At 71.3% G+C, this 19582-nt stretch carries 23 protein-coding genes; 15 read left to right on the forward strand and 8 right to left on the reverse strand.

The window, feature by feature from the left end; genetic code table 11:
- The first annotated feature begins 1 nt into the window (after window position 1).
- A complete protein-coding gene (locus OG598_RS00125) occupies window positions 2-451 on the forward strand; it encodes a GNAT family N-acetyltransferase (RefSeq protein ID WP_328652512.1) in 450 nt (149 codons plus the stop codon).
- Window positions 452-481: 30 nt separating this feature from the next.
- On the opposite strand, the gene OG598_RS00130 is transcribed toward OG598_RS00125, so the two are convergent.
- Both OG598_RS00130 and OG598_RS00135 read right to left on the reverse strand, forming a co-directional pair.
- Window positions 482-1141: a DUF6766 family protein gene (locus OG598_RS00130; RefSeq protein ID WP_328652513.1), complete on the reverse strand. Its 660-nt coding sequence runs from the start codon at window positions 1139-1141 to the stop codon at window positions 482-484.
- A gap of 65 nt (window positions 1142-1206) precedes the next feature.
- The gene (locus tag OG598_RS00135; protein ID WP_328652514.1) at window positions 1207-1698 is read right to left on the reverse strand and encodes a DUF4383 domain-containing protein; all 492 of its coding nucleotides are present in this window, start codon (window positions 1696-1698) and stop codon (window positions 1207-1209) included.
- A gap of 230 nt (window positions 1699-1928) precedes the next feature.
- On the opposite strand from OG598_RS00135, the gene OG598_RS00140 reads away from it, so the two are divergent.
- Genes OG598_RS00140 through OG598_RS00150 form a run of 3 tightly spaced genes read left to right on the forward strand, consistent with a single transcriptional unit; the run spans window position 1929 to window position 3887 of the window.
- The gene (locus OG598_RS00140) at window positions 1929-2774 is read left to right on the forward strand and encodes a hypothetical protein (protein ID WP_328652515.1); all 846 of its coding nucleotides are present in this window, start codon (window positions 1929-1931) and stop codon (window positions 2772-2774) included.
- Window positions 2775-2805: 31 nt separating this feature from the next.
- Window positions 2806-3273: a phage holin family protein gene (locus OG598_RS00145; RefSeq protein WP_238678469.1), complete on the forward strand. Its 468-nt coding sequence runs from the start codon at window positions 2806-2808 to the stop codon at window positions 3271-3273.
- On the forward strand, window positions 3270-3887 hold the full coding sequence (locus OG598_RS00150; protein ID WP_328652516.1) for a DUF3618 domain-containing protein: 618 nt from the start codon (window positions 3270-3272) through the stop codon (window positions 3885-3887). The genes OG598_RS00145 and OG598_RS00150 overlap by 4 nt, the downstream gene beginning before the upstream one ends.
- 104 nt (window positions 3888-3991) lie before the next feature.
- On the opposite strand, the gene OG598_RS00155 is transcribed toward OG598_RS00150, so the two are convergent.
- Entirely contained in the window at window positions 3992-5071 is a 1080-nt protein-coding gene (locus tag OG598_RS00155; RefSeq protein WP_328652517.1) for a glycosyltransferase, read from the reverse strand.
- A gap of 157 nt (window positions 5072-5228) precedes the next feature.
- On the opposite strand from OG598_RS00155, the gene OG598_RS00160 reads away from it, so the two are divergent.
- The gene (locus OG598_RS00160) at window positions 5229-5867 is read left to right on the forward strand and encodes an SRPBCC family protein (RefSeq protein WP_328652518.1); all 639 of its coding nucleotides are present in this window, start codon (window positions 5229-5231) and stop codon (window positions 5865-5867) included.
- Window positions 5864-7033 carry a zinc-dependent alcohol dehydrogenase gene (locus OG598_RS00165; protein WP_328652519.1) on the forward strand — a complete coding sequence of 390 codons (1170 nt, stop codon included), beginning with the start codon at window positions 5864-5866 and terminating at the stop codon, window positions 7031-7033. The genes OG598_RS00160 and OG598_RS00165 overlap by 4 nt, the downstream gene beginning before the upstream one ends.
- Before the next feature lie 48 nt (window positions 7034-7081).
- Here OG598_RS00165 and OG598_RS00170 read toward each other — a convergent pair whose 3' ends face one another.
- Entirely contained in the window at window positions 7082-8329 is a 1248-nt protein-coding gene (locus tag OG598_RS00170) for a cytochrome P450 (RefSeq protein ID WP_328652520.1), read from the reverse strand.
- Window positions 8330-8475: 146 nt separating this feature from the next.
- On the opposite strand from OG598_RS00170, the gene OG598_RS00175 reads away from it, so the two are divergent.
- Complete coding sequence (locus tag OG598_RS00175) at window positions 8476-8877, forward strand: hypothetical protein (protein ID WP_328652521.1); 402 nt, start codon at window positions 8476-8478, stop codon at window positions 8875-8877.
- A 120-nt stretch (window positions 8878-8997) separates the two neighbouring features.
- On the opposite strand, the gene OG598_RS00180 is transcribed toward OG598_RS00175, so the two are convergent.
- A complete protein-coding gene (locus OG598_RS00180; RefSeq protein ID WP_124817462.1) occupies window positions 8998-9216 on the reverse strand; it encodes a DUF397 domain-containing protein in 219 nt (72 codons plus the stop codon).
- Between the two features lie 69 nt (window positions 9217-9285).
- Here OG598_RS00180 and pepN point away from each other — a divergent pair, with 69 nt between their 5' ends.
- Window positions 9286-11802, forward strand: a complete 2517-nt coding sequence (pepN, locus tag OG598_RS00185; RefSeq protein ID WP_328652522.1) for an aminopeptidase N — start codon at window positions 9286-9288, stop codon at window positions 11800-11802.
- A gap of 125 nt (window positions 11803-11927) precedes the next feature.
- On the opposite strand, the gene OG598_RS00190 is transcribed toward pepN, so the two are convergent.
- Both OG598_RS00190 and OG598_RS00195 read right to left on the reverse strand, forming a co-directional pair.
- A complete protein-coding gene (locus OG598_RS00190) occupies window positions 11928-13133 on the reverse strand; it encodes an NAD(P)/FAD-dependent oxidoreductase (RefSeq protein ID WP_328652523.1) in 1206 nt (401 codons plus the stop codon).
- 186 nt (window positions 13134-13319) lie between these two features.
- Window positions 13320-14063, reverse strand: a complete 744-nt coding sequence (locus tag OG598_RS00195; protein WP_328652524.1) for a PadR family transcriptional regulator — start codon at window positions 14061-14063, stop codon at window positions 13320-13322.
- A gap of 233 nt (window positions 14064-14296) precedes the next feature.
- Here OG598_RS00195 and nadD point away from each other — a divergent pair, with 233 nt between their 5' ends.
- From nadD to OG598_RS00230, 7 genes are all read left to right on the forward strand, one after another.
- The gene (nadD, locus tag OG598_RS00200; RefSeq protein ID WP_030336528.1) at window positions 14297-14893 is read left to right on the forward strand and encodes a nicotinate-nucleotide adenylyltransferase; all 597 of its coding nucleotides are present in this window, start codon (window positions 14297-14299) and stop codon (window positions 14891-14893) included.
- A 110-nt stretch (window positions 14894-15003) separates the two neighbouring features.
- Window positions 15004-15411 carry a ribosome silencing factor gene (rsfS, locus tag OG598_RS00205; protein ID WP_210785344.1) on the forward strand — a complete coding sequence of 136 codons (408 nt, stop codon included), beginning with the start codon at window positions 15004-15006 and terminating at the stop codon, window positions 15409-15411.
- A complete protein-coding gene (locus OG598_RS00210; protein WP_328652525.1) occupies window positions 15408-16037 on the forward strand; it encodes a histidine phosphatase family protein in 630 nt (209 codons plus the stop codon). Before rsfS ends, OG598_RS00210 begins: the two co-directional genes overlap by 4 nt.
- Window positions 16038-16085: 48 nt before the next feature.
- The gene (locus tag OG598_RS00215; RefSeq protein WP_328652526.1) at window positions 16086-16940 is read left to right on the forward strand and encodes a DegV family protein; all 855 of its coding nucleotides are present in this window, start codon (window positions 16086-16088) and stop codon (window positions 16938-16940) included.
- Between the two features lie 3 nt (window positions 16941-16943).
- Window positions 16944-17717 carry an SDR family NAD(P)-dependent oxidoreductase gene (locus OG598_RS00220; RefSeq protein ID WP_328652527.1) on the forward strand — a complete coding sequence of 258 codons (774 nt, stop codon included), beginning with the start codon at window positions 16944-16946 and terminating at the stop codon, window positions 17715-17717.
- Window positions 17718-17957: 240 nt separating this feature from the next.
- Window positions 17958-18332 carry a VOC family protein gene (locus OG598_RS00225; RefSeq protein ID WP_112604312.1) on the forward strand — a complete coding sequence of 125 codons (375 nt, stop codon included), beginning with the start codon at window positions 17958-17960 and terminating at the stop codon, window positions 18330-18332.
- A 112-nt stretch (window positions 18333-18444) separates the two neighbouring features.
- Window positions 18445-18591: a hypothetical protein gene (locus OG598_RS00230; protein WP_328652528.1), complete on the forward strand. Its 147-nt coding sequence runs from the start codon at window positions 18445-18447 to the stop codon at window positions 18589-18591.
- A 146-nt stretch (window positions 18592-18737) separates the two neighbouring features.
- Here the strand turns inward: OG598_RS00230 and OG598_RS00235 are convergent, their stop codons facing one another.
- Entirely contained in the window at window positions 18738-19541 is an 804-nt protein-coding gene (locus OG598_RS00235) for a class I SAM-dependent methyltransferase (protein ID WP_328652529.1), read from the reverse strand.
- Window positions 19542-19582: the final 41 nt, after the last annotated feature.

Raw genomic sequence — 19582 nt, forward strand, 5'->3', positions numbered from 1 at the left:
GATGCTGATCGAGTCCCGGCCTGCCATCGATCCGGAGATCGCCGCCATGGTCATCGCGCAGCAGCGTGAGCTGCGCGAGGCCGATGGTGGGTTGGACGGGCAGGTTTTCGTCCCCCATGACGACGTCCGCTACCTGGCGGTGGTGGTGAACGGTCGGGCGGTCGCCTGCGGCGGGCTCCAGGCGCTCGATGCCGAGACCGGCGAGGTCAAGCGGATGTACGTCCGGCCCGCGTACCGGGGGCGGGGGATCGGTCGTCAGTTGCTCGCCGCGCTGGAGGAGTGCGCGTTCCGGCAGGGGCACTCGGTGGTCTGCCTGGAGACGGGCACCTACCTGCCGGCCGCTATCGCCTTGTACACCGCGTGTGGCTACCAGCAGATCCCGGTCTACGGCGAGTACGTGGGCAACCCGTACAGCGTCTGTTTCGCCAAGCGGCTGCCGGTCGCGGCCTGACGGCCGCGTCGCCGCTGCCGCGTCGCCGGCTCAGGCGCCGGTGCTGGCATGTTCGACGGTCACCGGCTTCGACTCCGGCGAGGCGTGCTGGCGCAGCACGATGCTCAGCAGGATCAACGCGCCGACCGCGAGAAACTCGCTCTGCCAGTTCTGCATGGACTGGAACCAGAAGTCGCTGGTGCGGAGGAACTCCCACACCCCGATCGGCGGCGCCCCGCTCTGGAGCGCCTGCTCCTGGTTGTACGCGGCGGTGCCACCGAGCAGGTGACCGACGAACGAACCGGCGAAGATCAGCAGCAGCGCGAGGGAGAGACTGTTCCGGTAGATCACCAGCGGCAGGCCGCCGACGCGTACCGGCCAGGGTGACTGCGGGGTCGCCCGGCGCTCGTCGTCCTCCGGTCGGTCGGTCTGGTCCATCGGCTTCGACTCGGCCGAACCCCGCTGCACCAGGTACGCGGTGAGCAGCACGTACCCGCCCATCTGGAGGAACTCGGACTCCCAGTTCTCGAAGACCGACTCGGCGAAGTGCCCACTGGTCAGGTACGCCGGCCAACTCAGCGGCGCGGCCCCGAACTCGGTCAGCTCCTCATTGTGGGTCTGCCAACCGAAGACGCTCTGCAGAACCAGGAACACCAGGAACGCCCCCAGCATGGCGACGGCCAGGGCGTTGTCACGCAGCCAACGAGGCATGATCGCACCTCCTTCGCCGGTCGATTACCCCTACGGGCGTGACCGCGAAACCACAAAAGTCCAGTTCAGTGCCGGTCGGCAGGGCTGTCCAGGCGTCCGCCGGTGCCGGCCTGGTTCGACAGCAGCAGCCCGAGCGCGAGCATCCCGAAGCCGAGCGCGAGGTGCAGCCAGTTGTCGGCGTCGTTCACCGGCAGGATGTTCGCCCCGCCCTCCGGGTTGACCGCCTCGATCGCCAGGCCGTACAGCCAGAGAGCGAGGTAGATCGCGCCACCGGCGGCCAGGAAGACGCGGGCCCCGGCGACGCTGCGGGCCAGCACCAGGCCGACCAGCCCGAAGAGCAGGTGCACCACGTTGTGCAGGATCGACACCTGGAACAGCCCGAGCAGGTGCGCGTCCGAGTGGTGCCCGGCGAACCGCAGCTCACCGTAGTCGGTGGTGATGCCGGGGATGAAGCCGAGGACGCCGATCAGCAGGAAGACCCCGGCCACGACCAGCGCGGCGAGTTGGACCCGGGGTCGAGGACCGGCCGCTCGGCCGCCCCGTGCGCCTCGTGCCATCGCTGCCCCCTCCGTGGATCTGCCAACCTTCGCGAACCTCACTGTCCGCAGCGGCGACGTGACGCAGCCCGACGATCCTCCATTTTGAAGACCAACCGGCGGGCCGCGCAGATAAATGCACGAAGAGGTATGGAAGCCGAAACGCAGGGTAGGTGAATGGTCAGCGGCGGTGGCAACGCGCCGCATCCCCCCAGCACAACCGCTACGACTTTCTGAGCGGAAGGGAAATCATGACTTACGATCTTTCACCTACGTCTTCCACGTACGGGCAGCAGTCGACCAACGGCGGTGGCGTCCGCGACCAGGCGCGCCAGGTCGGGTCGGACGCCGCGCAGGCTGGTGGCGCTGTCGCCCAGACCGCCAAGGAGCAGGGCACCGAGGTCGGCCGTGAGGCGGCCCGGCAGGCCCGCAACCTGTACGGCGAGGCCCGCAGCCAGCTCGCCAGCCAGACCGGTGAGCAGCAGCGCCGGGCCGCCGGTGGGCTGCGTTCGCTGGCCGACGAGATGCGCTCGATGGCCGAGCAGGGTGGCCAGGCCGGCCCGGTGACCGAGCTGGCCCGCCAGGCCGCCGACCGGGTGCAGGGCGTCGCCGGTTGGCTCGAGCAGCGCGAGCCCGGCGACCTGATCACCGAGGCACGCGACTACGCGCGGCGTAACCCGGGCACGTTCCTGGTCGGCGCGGCGGTGCTCGGTGTGCTGGCCGGCCGGCTGACCCGTGGCATCTCGGCCGCCGGCGACGACTCCGGCAACGGTTCCTCGACCTTCCGGGGCGCCGGGGCGTACGACCCGGAGGAGACCGCAGTGATCCCGACGCAGCCGCCGGCGCCCCGCGAGGTGCCGGACGCCGTTCCGCCGGGCGGCTACCTCGACCCGACCCCCGGTACGCACACCCCGCCGACGTCCGGTGGCTACACCGACCAGACGCCCGGTACCTACGCCGACCCGGCGCCCGGCGGCTCCTCCGAGCCGGGCCGGGGCGACTACCCGGAGCACTCCGGCACCGGCCAGCCGCTGCCGCCGGTGACCCAGACCGACCCGCTGCCGGGCGTGCCGTCCAGCGGCAGCCCTCGCCCGTGAGCCGCCGAGTCATCCGAAGGGAGGCGACGGCATGAGCATGCCGACGCAGGGGTCCGGACTGGACTCCGGTTACCACCCTGACGCGGGTGCCCCGCACACCGCGTCCGAGGTGAAGGGCAGCTCGCTGGGTGATCTGATGCGTCAGGTCACCACCGACCTGTCGACGCTGATGCGCCAGGAGGTCGAGCTGGCCAAGGCCGAGATCCGGCAGGAGGGCAAGAAGGCCGGCAAGGCCGCGGGCCTCTTCGGCGGTGCCGGCTTCGGCGGCTACATGGTGGCCCTCTTCGTGTCCATCGCCATCTGGCAGTTCCTGGACAACGTCATGGACTCCGGTCTGGCCGCGCTGATCGTGGCCGTGATCTGGGCCGTGGTCGCCGCGGTCCTCTACTCGATGGCCAAGAAGAACGCCCAGCACGTACGCGGGCTCAAGCAGACCAACGACAGCGTGCAGCGGATCCCCGACGCGCTCAAGCCGCACCCGGAGGGAGTCACCCGATGAGCACCGATCCCGATCAGATCCGCCGGGAGATCGAAGCCACCCGTAACAGCCTCAGCTCCGATGTGGATGCGCTGGCGTACAAGGTCAGCCCCAGCCGCATCGTCGACGACCGCAAGCAGCGGGCCCGTTCCGCTTTGCAGAATGTGAGGGACAAGGTCATGGGAACCGCGTCTGACCTCGGCCACGGCACCGGCCAGGCCGCCCACTCGGTGGGTGACCGCGCCTCGTCGGCGGCCTCCAGCGTCAGCGACGCCGCGCACTCGGCGGCGACCACCGTCAGCGACGCCGCGCACAGCGCGCCGCGCGTGATCCGGCAGAAGTCCCAGGGCAACCCTCTCGCCGCCGGCCTGATCGCGTTCGGGGTCGGCTGGCTGGCCTCGTCGCTGATCCCGGCCTCCCGCCGCGAGCAGCAGGCCGCCTCCCAGGTGAAGGCCAAGGTCAGCGAGCACAGCGGCGCCGTGAAGGAGAAGTTGGGCGAGGTGGCCAGCGAGCTGCGCGAGCCGGCCCAGCAGGCCGCCGAGTCGGTGAAGTCCACCGCTCAGGACGCCGTGCACGCGGTCAAGGACGACACGAAGTCCGCCGCCCACCAGGTCAAGGACCACGCAACTTCCTGACCCACCCCAACCAGCACGACAGCTCGCGGTCACCCTCGGGTGCCCGCGAGCTGTCGCGTCGGGGCCAGCGCCGATCTTGCGGTTTCGGCTGGAGTTCTATGGGTCTACCGGCGGTTCTGTCCCAACCAAAGATGCAAGATCGCGGGGAGTCGTGGGTTGCGCGGGGCGGGGTTGGCGGCTCGGCGGATTCGGGTGTCGCCGTAGCGGACGCCGCCCAGCAGGAGGCGTTGGCTGACCGCCAGCCAGCCGCACAGCCCGCGTTCCAGCAGCCAGAGTGGTGCCGCCAGCGCCGTGGCCGGCGGGAACACCCGGGTGCCGCCGGCGCGGCGGCGACCCGTCTCGGCCAGGGCGACGACACCGGCCACCGCGCCGAGCAACAGCCTGGGGCGGCGCGCCGCTACCGCCGCCGCCAGCGCCGGCAGCACCGCGAGCGCGGTCAGCAGGCGAGCCGGCTGCGCCAGATCGTCGTACGCCTGACGGACCCGTTGACCACGGAAATGCGCGGCCTCCGGAGGCAGCCGGCGGACGTACAGCCAGGCCGGGGCGGCCTCGGTGCCGCCGTACCCGCGCACCGTTCGGATCAGCTCCAGGTTCTCGAAGAGCACGTCCGGGTCGTACCCGCCCATGGCGAGGAAGGTGCTGCGCCGCACGGCGAGGGTGCCCGGGTAGTCCGCCCCGAGCGCCCGGTTGAGCAGCGTGCGGCCGGTGTCCCACCAGGCGTGCCAGGGCAGCGGGTCGAAGTAGTTCTGCGGTCGTACCAGGTCGGCCCGGTCCAGCAGTCGGTGTACCGCGCTCAGCGTGGACTCGTCGTACCGGACGTCGTCGTCGGCGATCACCACGTGCTCGTGGCCGGCCGCGCGGACGCCTGTGTGAACGCCCAGCACCTTGCCGTTGAGCCCACGCTCACCCGGATCCGGTGGGAGCTGCCGGACCAGCCCTCGCCACGCCTCGGCGTGCCGGGCGAAGAGGGGCGGAGGGGAGCCGTCGACCACGAGCAGCTCCACCCGGTCGCCCAGCCAGCGCAGGTAGTCGGTCAGCTCGGCCAGGCCGGTGTCGGCGTGCCAGCGCAGCGGCAGCACGTACGTCATCGGTAGGCGGACCGGCGACGTCCCGGCACTCTCGTGCTCGACCTCCCGCCGGCGGGTGGCGGGCCTGGCGTCTCCAGTACTGCTGAACGAGGACATGGCAACTCCGTGGCGGCCAGGGTCGCGGTCGGTGCTGAGCAGCATCTGCCCGCATTTCCGTCGATCAAACAGCGGCTCGTTTCGACCGCCGGGCCCCGGGTAGCGCTGCCCTCAAGAGCTGTCCATGCCCGGTTGTCCGGGTGGAGGAGAGAGCGTGATGACAAACAACGGAACCAGGTGGGCGCTGCTCGGCGTCACCGCGGCGACGGCGGTCGGCGTCGGGCGGGCGGTGGCCCGCCGTCGGCATCGGCATCAGCCCGAGCGGCAGGACGGTTGGTACGTGGTGCGTCGTGGGGTGACGGTGGACCGGTCCCGGGACGAGGTGATCGGCTTCTGGACCGACCGCGAACGGCTGGACCGCGCGCTGGCCGGATGGGCCACGTTGCAGCAGCTCGACGAGCGGCGTTGGCGGTGCGTGGCCCGCGACCGGGCCGGCGGGGAGACGCAGTGGCAGGCCGAGATCACCGTCGAGGGGGCGGGCACCCTGCGGTGGCGGGTCGAGGACGGGCCGATTCCGCAGCTGGGACGGATCGAGCTGACCGAGGCACCCCAGGGCCGGGGCACGGAGATCAGGGCCGAGTTGCGCTACCGCTCCGGCCCGGTGCGTCGCTTGGCCGGCCTGGTCGGCGGCGACGAGCCGGACCTGGCGTTGCGGGACGCGCTGCGGCGGGTGAAGGCGCTGATCGAGTGTGGCCAGGTGGTGGACACCCGGGACGACCCGTCCGGCCGGAGCCCCGCCCAGGAGAAGTCGACCGACAAGGTACGGGAGACGCTGATGACGGGAGGACGGGCGTGAGGGCGCTCTGCTGGGAAGGCGTCGGCAAGCTGGCCGTCCGGGACGTGCCGGAGCCCCAGATCCGCGCCGAGGGGGACATCATCGTGCGGGTCCGGGCCAGCAGCGTCTGCGGCTCCGACCTGCACCTGATCAACGGGTACCTGCCGGCGATGCGGGAGGGGGACATCCTCGGCCACGAGTTCATGGGCGAGGTGGTGGAGACCGGGCCCGGCGTACGGCGGCACCGCGTCGGCGACCGGGTGGTGGTGGGGTCGGTGGTCGCCTGCGGTGGCTGTTGGTACTGCCGGACCGAGCAGTACTCGCTCTGCGACAACTCCAATCCGCAACCGGTGTTCACCGAGAAGCTGTGGGGGCACTCGCCGGCCGGCATCCTTGGCTACTCGCACGCCGCCGGCGGTTACTCGGGATCACACGCGGAGTACATCCGGGTGCCGTTCGGCGACATCGGCGCCTTCGCCGTACCCGACGGGGTGCCGGACGACTCGGTGGTGTTCGCCTCCGACGCGATGCCGACCGGGTGGATGGCGGCGGACTTCTGCGGGTTCACCGGCGGCGAGGTGGTGGCCGTCTGGGGCGCCGGTGGAGTCGGTCAGATGGCGGCCCGTTCGGCGCAACTCCTGGGCGCCGAGCGGGTCATCATGATCGACCGATTCCCGGATCGGCTCAAGACCGCCACCGAACGGATCGGGGTCGAGACGATCAACTACGCGGAGACCGACGTGCTGGAGGCGCTGCGTGAGCTGACCGCCGGGCGCGGGCCGGACGCCTGCATCGAGGCCGTCGGGATGGAGTCGCACGACGTCGGACCGACCTACGCGTACGACCGGGTGAAGCAGGCGGCGCGGTTGCAGACCGACCGTCCGACCTCGGTCCGCCAGGCGATCATGGCGTGCCGCAAGGGCGGCACCGTGAGCATCGTCGGTGTGTACGCCGGTCTGGTCGACAAGTTTCCGCTCGGCGCGGCCATGAACAAGGCCCTGGTGCTGCGGATGGGCCAGATGCACGCGCAGCGCTACATCCCGATGTTGCTCGACCGGCTCGCCGCCGGCGAGATCGACCCCGGTTATCTGGCCACCCACCCGCTCTCCCTGGAGCAGGGGGCCCAGGGATACGAGCTGTTCGAGAAGAAGGAGGACGGCTGTCTGCGCAGCGTCCTGCACCCCTGACGGCTGGGCGTACCCGCCTCGCCGGTCGCGGGGATCGGCGGGGCGGGGTCAGCCGGCGCGGCGCACGTTGGTGATGGTCAGCCCAAGGGGCGGCAGGGCGGGCATCCGGTGCAGATCCAGGGCCAGGTTCTGAACGGGAACGTCGTAGCGCATGGTGGTGACGAGGTTGGCGACCGCCCGCTTCATCAGGTCGATGGTGATCCACTCACCGGCGCAGCGGTGCCCGGCCCAGTGGTCGCCGCCGCCCTGCGGGATCAGCTCGAACGGGTCCACCCGGCGGCCGGCGAACCGCTCCGGGCGAAACAGCTCCGGTTGCGGCCAGAGCGTCGGGTGGTGGTTGGTGCCGTAGAGGTCGAGCAGCACCCGTCGGCCGCGCGGGAAGTGGTGGCCCTGCCAGTCGAAGGACCGCCGGACCCGGGCCGCCGCGATCGGGAAGAACGGGTAGTAGCGGCGTACCTCCTGGACGAACTGCTCGGTGGCCTCGTCGTCGTCACGGACCCGTTCCCGCCAGGCCGGATGGTCGTGCAGGGCGAGCGCCGCGAAGGCCAGGTACTGGTCGACGGCGACGACCGGGCGCAGCACGTTGAGCAACTCCACCGCCGCGATCCGCCGGGGAAGGAGGTTGCCGCGCCCGTCCCGGTGTTCGGCGATCACGGCCAGGGCGCTACCGGCCGGTGCCGGAGCGAAACCGACCCGGGTCCGTTCGATGAGGTCGGCGAGCCAGCGTTCGGCGCGGTACCGGGCCAGCCGTCCCCTCCAGTGCCGGGGTCCCAGCACGGCCGGCGCCTCGATCATGGCGTGCAGCTCGACGGCGCGGCGCTGGACCTGCGACGCGGGCAGCGGCACCCCGGCCCAGGCGCAGACCACCCGGGTCAGTATTCGGCCCAGCTCGTCGTAGAGCGGCACCGGTCCGGCGCCCTCCCAGGCGGCGACCCGGGTCCGCCACTCGTCGTCGAAGAGCTGACCGAGCCGTTGGATCGCCGCCGGTGTCATGATCGACATGAACATGGCCTTGCGGTCGGAGTGCTCCGGCCCGTCCAGTCCCTGCACCCCGCCCCGCCCGGTCAGCGTTCGCTGCACGCGCAGCGGCATCGCTGTGGCGCGTTGGAAGCGGTCGTTGTCGTAGAACAGCTCCGCCGCCGGCCGGCCGCGCAGGCAGATGGTCGGGGCGAGCAGGATCCGGGTCTCGAAGACGTCGCTGCCGTACCGCTCACAGCGTTCGCCGATGAACCGGTAACCGGCGCGGAGCAACGCGAGGGTGCTGTCCGGGCTGCGGTCGGCCGGCATGGACGCCATCGGGTCTCCTCACGCGCAGGTGCGGCTGATCGCCGTTTGCCGCTGCGCTTACCCCCGTCCACGCCGCTGAACCCCGCCCGGCTGGCCCCTCCCAGGGGCGGCGGAACCTGGTTTGCTGCTGGTGGGACGAGCACGGGGGAGGGCGGATGCGCGACAACAGATCACCGCACTGGCGGCAGCGGCGAGCGGCCGAGGCACTCGGCGGAGGCCGTGACGGGCGGTCACTGATCGGGCCACCACGGCGGCCCACCCGCCCGCACCGGTTCTTCACGGTGCACCTGGGCTTCACCGCGCCCAGCCCGGCCGAGGCCCGCGAGCTGGCCGTGGCGTACGCGGAGGCGCTGAGCCTGCTCCGCTCGGAGGTGGCACTCGGCGCGGCGGCCCTGTCACCGGCGGACGCCTGGCAGCGGGCCGAGCGGCTGTTCTGCGGCGCGGTCGGCCCGGACGGCGAACGCTGCGTCGACGTGACCGACCATCCGGGCTTCCACCACGCCCCGGGCCCGGGTGGCCTCGGCTGGGGCGACGGCGACGGCCCCGGCGATGGTTGACCACCAGCCCCGGACAGCCGGTCCGAGGGTGCGCCGGCCGACCCGCCAGCGTGGCGGTGCCGGTGTCCCGACTACGGGCACCGGCACGGCGTTCCACCACCGACGGGTCGGCGGGCACTGTCAGTCCAGGTCGAACTCGCCGTCCTGCGCGCCGGCCACGAAGGCGTCCCACTCGGCCTGGGTGAAGACCAGCACCGGCCCGTTCGGCTCGGCCGAGTTGCGCATCCCGATCAGGTCGTCGACGAAGGCGACCTCGACGGCGCTGTCGGAGGTGTCCCCCTCGGCCCGCTGCCAGACCGCCCGAGAGAGGTCGAAGTCGCCCTTGGGGTGCTGCGCCATGGTTCTTTCCTCCAGTGCCGAGGGTCGTGTGGTGACCGGTTGCCGATCCCCATCGGGCAGGATAAGCGGATGCCGAGCCTGACCCGTGTAGAGGCGACCGCGCGTGGCGCGGCGATTACTGTCGAGTCCTATCAGGTGGACCTCGACCTGACCGGTGACGGTGACCTGTTCCGCTCCCGCGTCGAGATCCGGTTCCGGGCCACCGTCGGCGCCGCGACCTTCGTCGAGGTCAAGCCCGCCAAACTGCGCGGTGTACGCCTCAACGACCGCGACCTGGACCCCGCCCTGCTCACCGACGACCGGCTGCCGCTCGACGACCTGGCCGAGGACAACACGCTCGTCGTCGAGGCCGAGATGGCGTACTCCAAGACGGGGGAGGGGATGCACCGCTTCGTCGACCCGGCCGACGGCGAGACCTACCTCTACGCCCAGTCCTTCCTCGACAACGCGCCGCGCATCTTCGCCGCCTTCGACCAACCCGACCTCAAGGCCCCGTTCACGCTCTCGGTCACCGCGCCGCCGCAGTGGATCGTCGCCGGCAACGCCGAGCTGGCCGCCAACCCCGCCCCCGGGCGCTGGGAGTTCGCCCCGAGCGAGCCCCTGGCCACGTACTTCTTCTCGCTGATCGCCGGGCCGTACCACGTCCGGCGGGCCGAGCACGACGGCATACCGCTGGGCATCTACTGCCGTCGGTCGCTCGCCGAGCACCTGGACGCCGACGCCGAGGAGATCTTCACCGTCACCCGGCAGTGCCTGGACCGGTTCCATCAGCTCTTCACCGAACGCTACCCGTTCGGCAAGTACGACCAGGCGTTCGTGCCCGAGTTCAACGCCGGTGCGATGGAGAACCCGGGCCTGGTCACCTTCCGCGACGACTACGTGTTCCGTTCGGCGGTCACCGACACCCAGCGCGAGCAGCGGGCCGGCACCATCGCCCACGAGATGGCCCACATGTGGTTCGGTGACCTGGTCACCATGAGCTGGTGGGACGACCTCTGGTTGAACGAGTCCTTCGCCGAGTACCTGGGCACCCGGGTCACCGCCGAGGCGACCCGCTTCGATCAGTCCTGGACCACCTTCGCCATGCGGCGCAAGGCTTGGGGCTACGCCGCCGACCAGCGGCCCTCCACCCACCCGATCGCCCCGCAGGAGGTCGTCGACGCTGAGGCGGGCCTGCTCAACTTCGACGGCATCTCCTACGCCAAGGGCGCCAGCGTGCTGCGGCAACTGGTCGCGTGGCTCGGCGACGAGGCGTTCCTCGCCGGCCTGAACGCGCACTTCGCCGCACACCGCTTCGGCAACGCCACCCTCGCCGACCTGCTGGCCAGCCTCTCCGCCAGCAGTGGGCGGGACCTGTCCGACTGGGCCGAGCTGTGGTTGCGCCGCCCGCAGGTCAACACGCTGCGTGCCGAGGTCGCAGTGGACGCCGGCGGTCGCTACACCGAGGTGGCAGTGGTGCAGACCGCGCCCGAGTCGTACCCGGTGCTGCGCCCACACCGGATCGGCGTGGGTCGCTACTCGATGGACGGCACCGGGCGACACGACGAGGTGGACATCGACCCGAACGCCGACGGAGGCCGCACAGTGCTCGGTGCGTTGACCGGCGAGCCGGCGGCCCGGTTGTTGCTGCTCAACGACGGTGATCTCACCTTCGCGAAGGTGCGCCTCGACCCGGCGTCGGCGGACGCCGTCCCGCTGGTGCTGCCCGGTCTGGTCGACCCGCTGGCGCGAGCGGTCCTCTGGCGCGAGGCACTGGACGCGGTGACCGACGGCGAGCGCCCGGTCGCCGGCCTGGTCGACCTGATGGCCGCCGCGCTGCCCGCCGAGACCGAGGTGATCATCGCGGAGGACGTGCTGACACTCAGCCGGTCCCTGGTGGACCGCTACCTCGACCCGCTGACCCGCTCCGCGGCGCTGGCCAGGGTCGCGGGGACGTGCCAGCGGCTGCTCGACGGCGCGCCGGCCGGTGAGTCGCTGCAGCTCGCCGCCGCACGGGGTTGGATCGCCGCGACCACCGACGCGGATCTGCTCGTCGGTTGGCTCGCCGGCCGGGACGTGCCCGCCGGTCTGAAGGTCGACGCGGAGTTGCGCTGGGCGGTGCTGCGTCGCCTGGTGGTGCTGGGCGCCGCCAGCGAGGCGGAGATCGCCATCGAGGCCGCCGCCGACAACAGTTCCGCGGGCGCGGAACGGGCCGCCCACTGCCGGGCGGCACTGCCCGACCCGGTGGCGAAGCAGGCGACCTGGGAGATCATCGTGCGGGACACCGCGCTGTCCGGTCGGCTGCTGGAGGCGATCAGCGAGGGGTTCTGGCAGCCCGAGCAGGCCGACCTGACCGCCGCGTACGTCGATCGGTACTTCGCGGAGATGCCGGCCGCCGCGCACCGGCGTACCCCCTGGACGGCCGATCGGGTGGCCGCCCTGGCGTTCCCCCGCTACGCCGTGGCGCAGCCCACCCGGGAGGCGGCCGCGGCGCTGCTGGCCCGCGACGACCTGACCCCCGGTCTGCGCCGGGTGGTGACCGACGCCGACGACGACCTGCGTCGCGCGCTGGTCGCCCGGACGGCGGTGGCCGCCGCCTCGGCCTGACCGCTGCCCGGCGTGGCCTGGCCTGGCGTGGCCTGGCCTGGCCCGGCGTGGCCTGGCCTGGCCCGGCGTGGCCTGGCCTGGCCTGGCCGCTGCGGGGTGGCTGGCCGGCCACCCCGCAGCCACGCTCAGCGCAGGGCGGGCTCCGCCGTGACCGGCGCGTCCCAGTCGATGACGTAGCGCTGCTCGTCGGCGACGGTCTTCTCCGGGTCCAGCACCGTGCGCACCATCAGCGGCATCAGCAACGGCATCAGCGTCCGCGCGACCGCACCGGGGGCCTTCGCGTGGTTGATCCGGGCCGCGCGGGCCGCGACCTTCTCCACCCGGCTACGACGCAGCCGCACGTACGCGGCGAACGCCGCCTGGACGTCCGGCAGGTCGCGCAGGCAGCGGGCGAGTTGTACCGCGCTCTCGATGGCCAGCGACGCGCCCTGCCCCGAACTGTTCGACGGTGCGTGCGCCGCGTCGCCGACCAGCACCATCCGGCCCCGATGCCAGTGCGGCACGGGCGGCATGATCTGCAACGACCCGACCACCTGGAGGTCGTCGGCATTGCTGGTCGCGACCAACTCCCGGCCCGGGTCGTCGTCGCCGTAGGTGGCGCGCAACGTGTCCAGCCACTGCTCCGCCGGCACCGCCCGGGCCTCGACGAGGCTCATCGGCCGCTGCTGCGGCAGGTTGGCCCCCCACCGGGTGCCGCCGCCGGGCTCCGGCCAGTACAGGTAGTAGCCGCGTCGGCCGAACGCGAACGTCATGGTGCCCGGCTCAGCGTCCACCTCGTGCCGGGCGACCGCCTCGAAGCCGAGCAGCCCGGTGAACCGGGGACCGGGCGCGGACGGGTCGATGAGACCCCGGACCGTGGAACGGATCCCGTCCGCGCCGACGAGGATGTCGGCGGTCGCGGTGCTGCCGTCCTCGAAGCGTGCGGTCACGCCGTCGCCGGTCTGCTCGGCGTCGACCAGCCGCTTGCCGTACGCGAACGTCACGCCCTCGGCGAATGCCTGGTCGTGCAGCAACTGGTACAGCTCCGCCCGGTGCACCACGTGCAGCGGCGGCACCCCGGTCAGCGTGGGCATGGCGATGCGGCGGCGACCGACTGCCAGAGCGCTGCGGTCGATCGGTGTGGCGATCGCCGTCACCGCCTCGTGCGCGCCGACAGTACGCAGCGCCGCCACGCCGTTGGGCGCGAGGGCGAGGGTGCCGCCGATGCCGCTGGCAGTGGTCGGGTACGCCTCGTAGACGGTTGCGGTGATGCCGGCGCGGCGCAGCGCGAGCGCTGTCACCGGCCCGGCGATGCCACCGCCGATGACGATCGCGGTTCGTACAGTGGTCATGCTCTCTCCCTGGGTGCGGTCGATGCGTGGGCGCGCGGACCTGGTGTGGTCGGTGCGCGGGCGCGCGGACCTGGGAGGGAGCCCGGTTATCCTCGTGGTTGCCGCTTCGGGCCGGGTGCCTTCCCAGGCGTCGGTTCGGGGTCAGGGCCCCGGTGAGGTGTTGGCGCACCTCGCCGGGGCCGCTCTTCAGCCGGTGGTGTCGGCACTCCGGCTGCTGCTGTCGGGGCGTTCGGCGCTGTCGGTGCTGGCCTCCGGGGTGTGGGTGGTTGGGGTGTCGGGGTTGGCCTTCGGGGCGTGCGACTTCTCGGCCAACTCGGTCAGTTCGGCCGGCATCTCGCCGGTCTCGTGGAAGGCCCGCCAGGTGCTCAACCCGGGGTAGCTCCCCGCTGTCAGCTCCGCGAGCAGTGCCCGCAGCCAGGCCGCCTCCGCGTCCTGCATGGCGAGGTCGTACTCCGACTCCACCAGGAACAGCCGAGGGATCTCCCGCAGGTGCGCGTCGAGCTTCTCGCGGTCCTGACGGATCGCGGCCTCCAACAGGTCGAGCCGTTGCCGCAGCAGGCCGGTGGCCTCGTCGGGGTGCAGCGCGGCGAGCACTGACAACCCGGCCCGGAAACGGGGATGCTCCGCCATCGGGGTGGAGACCAGCTCGCGGGCCCAGTCGACCAGCTCCGCCCGCCCCGCGTCGGTGATCCGGTAGACGGTGCGTTCCGGGCGTCGGCCCTCGCGCACACTCTCCACCGCCTCGATCAGGTGGTGTTTGTCCAGGTTGCCGATCACCGTGTAGAAGGACCCCCACTTGAACTCCATGTCCTGGTCCTTGCCCCAGGCCCGCAGTGCGGTGGCGATCTCGTACGGGTGCATCGGCCGCTGGACCAGGGCGGACAGCACTGCCAGCGCCAGCAGGTTGCCGACCTTGCGCCGCTTCGGCACGATGACCCCCTCGCTCGTCGACGGTTACTCGTCCACGAATATACGCCGACGGTCAGGATGCTGCGACCCCTTGCGTGCGACCCCCTGCGTGCGGCGCCCCCTCGCTTGATCGACTCGGGTTTCGTGAACTCGCGGTGTCCGGGTCTCCCAGATGGGCCGACTTTCAGGAAGTCGAGTTGATCACGGTGCCGGGCCGGGACGGTCGGCCGCGACGCTCGGCCTACGATCATTGGGTGGAGGAAGATATCCGGCGGATCGGGATCATGGGTGGCACCTTCGACCCGATCCACCACGGGCACCTCGTCGCGGCCAGCGAGGTGGCGGACCGGTTCGGCCTGGACGAGGTGGTCTTCGTCCCCACCGGGCAGCCGTGGCAGAAGGCCGATGAGCCGGTCAGCCCGGCCGAGGACCGGTACCTGATGACAGTGATCGCCACCGCCTCCAACCCTCGCTTCCAGGTCAGCCGGGTCGACATCGACCGTAGTGGGCCGACCTACACGGTCGACACGCTGCGTGACCTTCAGGCTGAGTACGGCCCGAAGGTGCAGTTGTTCTTCATCACCGGCGCGGACGCCCTGCAACGCATCCTGTCCTGGAAAGACCTGGACGAGATCTTCGAGTTGGCCCATTTCATCGGTGTGACCCGGCCCGGTTTCCCGCTGAGTGACAAGCACCTCCCGGCGGACACCGTCAGCCTGATCCAGGTGCCCGCGATGTCCATCTCGTCGACCGACTGTCGCGCTCGGGTCGCCCGAGGCGAGCCGGTCTGGTACCTGGTGCCCGACGGTGTGGTGCAGTACATCGCCAAGCGGAGCCTCTATCAGCGCTGAGCGCACCCGTTATGCCCAGGTTCGTGGCGCTAACCGACCAGAACTGGACGATCGGGGTGCCGCCGGGTATGAGACGCTTGGAGGATCGCACGCTTGATCGAAGGAGAACGGTGACGATTTCCGAACGCGCTCACGAGCTGGCTATCGCGGCCGCCCAGGCCGCCGCCGACAAGAAGGCGCAGGACATCACGATCATTGACGTCGGCGACCAGCTCGCCATCACGGACGCGTTCGTGCTCGCTGCTGCCCCCAACGAGCGTCAGGTGCTGGCCATCGTCGACGCCATCGAGGAGAGCCTGCTGGAGCTGCCGGACAAGGCGAAGCCGGTGCGGCGCGAGGGCGAGCGTGGTGGCCGCTGGGTGCTGCTCGACTACGTCGACATCGTGGTGCACGTCCAGCACACCGAGGAGCGCGAGTTCTACGGGCTCGACCGCCTCTGGAAGGACTGCCCCACCATCCCGTTCGTCGATCGCGACCTCGTCGAGGCCGACGCCAGCGGGTCCGCCGCCGCCGAATGACCCGACTGATCGTCTGGCGGCACGGCAACACCGACTGGAACGCCGCCAACCGTGTTCAGGGGCAGACCGACGTACCCCTCAACGAGCTTGGCCGCGACCAGGCCCGCGCCGCCGCCCCGCTGCTCGCGGGGCTGCGGCCCGACGCCATCGTGGCCAGCGACCTGAGCCGCGCCGCCGACACCGCCGCCGCGCTCGCCGCGCTGACGGGTCTACCGGTACGCACCGACGCCCGGCTGCGCGAGCGGCACTTCGGCCAGTGGCAGGGTCTGCACCTCACCGAGGTCGCCGAGCGCTTCGGAGAGGAGTACTCGCGCTGGCGGGCCGGCGACCCCGACCCGGGCGCGGATCTGGAGCCCCTGCACGACCTCGGTGAGCGGGTCGGTGCCGCGCTACAGGAGGCGGCCGACGCGGCCCCGGGCGGCACAGTGGTGATCGCCACTCACGGCGGCGGCTCCCGGCAGGGCATCGGTCACCTGCTCGGTTGGGACACTGCCGTGCTGCGCACCGTCGGTTCGCTGGCCAACTGCCACTGGACCGAGCTGCGCCACGACGACGTCCGCGGATGGCAGTTGCGGGCGCACAACGTCGGCCTGATCACCGCCCCGGTCGCCGTCGACGCGGTCTGAGCACTCGCGCCTCGGCGTTCGGGGCCTCGATCGGCTAGCGTGCCGGGCATGCCCGTCGCGGTTGTCATCGACTCCACCGCCTACCTTCCGCCCGAGCTGGTGCAGGCGCACCGGCTGACCGTCGTGCCGCTGACCGTCGTGCTCAACGGGGCGGAAGGGCTGGAGGGGGTGGAGACCCAGCCGGCCGACGCCACAGTGGCGCTGAGCGCCCGCCGGGTCACCGCGACCACCTCCCGCCCGGCGCCCGAGCAGTTCGCCCGGACGTACCGCCGACTGCTCGACGCCGGCGCCGACGGGATCGTCTCGGTGCACATCTCCGCCGCGCTGTCCGGCACGGTCGAGGCGGCCCGGCTCGCCGCCGCCGACCTGGACGGCCGGGTCGAGGTGGTGGACAGCCGCTCGACGGGCATGGGGCTTGGCTTTCCGGCCATCGCCGCCGCCACCGCCGCCGAGGCCGGCGCCGACCTTGCCGCCGTACGCGACGCGGCGCTCGCCGCCATCGCCCGCACCACCGTCTGGTTCTACGTCGACACGCTGGAGTTCCTGCGCCGGGGCGGCCGGATCAACGCGGCCGAGGCGTTGGTCGGCACCGCGCTGTCCGTCAAGCCGATCATGCACATGCCGGACGGGGCGATAGTGCTGCGGGAGAAGGTTCGCACCGCCAGCCGGGGAGTGGCCCGGCTCGTCGACCTGGCCGTCGAGGCGGCCGACGGCGACGACGTGGATCTCGGCGTGCACCACCTGGCCGCGCCGCAACGGGCCGAGGCGTTGCGCGCCGCGCTGACCGAGCGGTTCGGTGACCGGCTGCACGACACGTACGTCTCCGAGGCGGGTGCCGTCGTCGCCGCGCACGCCGGGCCGGGCCTGGCCTGCGTGGTCGTCCACCGCCGACCGGAGGGCTGAGCCGTGCCCACGTCGTGCGTGGTGACCGGAGGCGGTCGCGGTGTCGGCAGGGCCGTGGTGGAACGGCTGCTGGCGACCGGCGCCACCATCGTCGTACTCGAACGCGACGCCGACGCGGTCGACTGGTTGACCGACCATCCGGCCGCCGACCGGCTCGTCGCGGTGGTCGGTGACGCCGCCGACGAGCAGGTGGCCGAGCAGGCCGCCGAGCTGGCCGACCGCGCCGCGCCGCTGACCGGCTGGGTGAACAACGCGGCGGTCTTCCGCGACGCCACGCTGCACACCGCGTCGGCCGACACGGTGCTGGAGCTGATCGGGCTGAACTTGCGCCCAGCCGTGGTGGGCGCCGCGGTCGCCGTCCGCCGCTTCCTGGCCCGCGCCGCCGGCGGCGCGATCGTCAACGTCTCGTCGCACCAGGCCCGCCGACCGGTGTCCGGTGCCCTGCCGTACGCGACGGCGAAGGCCGCAGTGGAAGGGCTGACCCGGGCGCTGGCCGTCGAGTACGGGCGGCACGGCATCCGCGCCAACGCGGTAGCGCTCGGCTCGATCGCCACCGAGCGGCACGCCGAATTCCTCGCCACACAGGAGCCCACCCAGGCCGAGTGGATCGACGCCGAGTTGACCCGCCTGCACCCGGTGGGCCGCATCGGGCGGGCCGAGGAGGTGGCCGAGGCGGTCGCGTACCTGCTGTCGCCCGCGGCGAGCTTCGTCAACGGGGTGACGCTGCCGGTGGACGGCGGACGGGCCGTACTTGGCCTCGACCCCGAGGCCCGCTGACCGTTCTCGTCGCGCCGCAGCCCCGCGCCGCTGTGTTAGCCTCCGTGTGCGCCCCAGATGGGCCTACCCCCCGGAGGTTCTGGCTACTTCAGCCACCACGCCGAGATCGATGCGATATACGCGTCTCTCGTGCGGGATCCGGGGCGTCGGCGCCCTCGGGGCTTCGTCATCTGTGTGGCTGGGTGAACGCTGTGGGCCTCCGGTCGGGTCTTCGGATCGACCGGGAAGAAGACGGTACGGATGACAGTCACGTTCAACCACACCATCATCGCCAGCAAGGACAAGAGCGCCTCGGCCGCGTTCTACCGGGAGCTGTTCGAGCTGCCGGAGGCGCCATCGTGGGGGCCGTTCGCCAACGTCCAACTGGACGAGGGTGTGCTGCTCCAGTTCGCCGAGCCGCCGGTGGACATCCAGATGCAGCACTACGCGTTCCTCGTCGACGACGAGTTGTTCGTGCGGTGCCTGGCGTTCGTCGAGGGACGCGGCATCACGTACTGGGCCGACCCGCAGTTGAAGCGGGAGGGGGAGACCAACACCGAGCACGGTGGCCGGGGGTTCTACTTCTTCGACCCGGCCGGCCACGCGATCGAAATCATCACCCGGCCGTACCTGTAGCAGGCCCGTCGGCCGGTCCGGCGAGGTTGCCTGACCGGCCGTCAGCCTCGCTGCTGAGCCTCGTGGGTAGCGGGATCCGGGACTTGCGTACCGGACCCCTACTCTGCTGCCCATGAGGCCGCGTGGTCGTCGTCGATTCATCAACCGACTCGCCGACATCGCGACTCCGTCCGGCGCGACACCGAACGAACTCAGCGACGGCGCGGCCTTCATTTCGCTCACCGCCCTGCGCGCGAGCCTCCGGGAGGGGCCTCCGTGACGAAACCGCGGCCCACAGAAACTTGGGCGCCCCGTGCAGCCGAACAAGGCGAACTGCACGGGGCGTCGTCGTTGCCGCTCAACCAGGACTCGGCCGAATGCACGTCCACTCTGCTGAATCCGACGACCGCTACCGATAGAAGCGATTCACCGGACACGTTCGGCGAGCCTCAGCTCAGTCAGGTAGCGCTTGACGACTTGGCCCCCGTAGTTGACGTCGATGAGCCGCGCGATGGAGTTCAGCAATGCGCTCTGCTGCGCGTCCGGCAAGGCACGGTGGCCGGAGTAGGTCAACAGCAGGTCCAGGTAGTCCGCTGTCGAGTACGGCAACTCCCACTCGTATCGGTAGAAGCTCGCAGGCCCGAACCGCTCCGACGAGGTCAGCTCCCCATCGTCCTCCGGAATGTCTTGAACACCTTCAAGACGCAGGCCCGGTGGGGTCGACGGATCGAAGCGCTCGTAAAGCTTCTGAATCTCAACGAAGAACGCCTCGGTCCAGGTGCCACCGGCGACGTGGTGGGTTCCCACGGTGGCCAGCAGACCACCGATACACAAGGCGTCAGCAGACTTCGACACCCGCACGGCCGGATCGATCCAATGAAACGCCGTCGCGGAGAAGACCACGTCGAACGGTTCCGCAGGCAAGGGCCACTCCTCGAACGCTGCCGTCACGACCTCCACCGAGTCGGAGCCGGCAAGGTTTCGCCGAGCCACAGCAGCCATGTCTGCGCCCAACTCGACGGCCACGATCCGGTAGCCACGTTTTGCCAGCGGCACGGTCGCCTGCCCAGTGCCACAGCCGATCTCCAACACCCTTGCGCCGGGCGCTACTCCGGCCGCAGCGAGATCATCGAACATCTGTGCCGGGTACCGGGGCCGCGCACGGTCATACCGTTCAGCGTCCTCGTTGAAAGTTTCTCGCAGCCTCACGTAGTCATTGCTCTCGCTCACTCAGAGAGAGTACGGATGCCGCTCCTACGGCAGACACTCAA

This window comes from Micromonospora sp. NBC_00330, from assembly GCF_036136635.1.
GTDB lineage: Bacteria > Actinomycetota > Actinomycetes > Mycobacteriales > Micromonosporaceae > Micromonospora > Micromonospora salmantinae.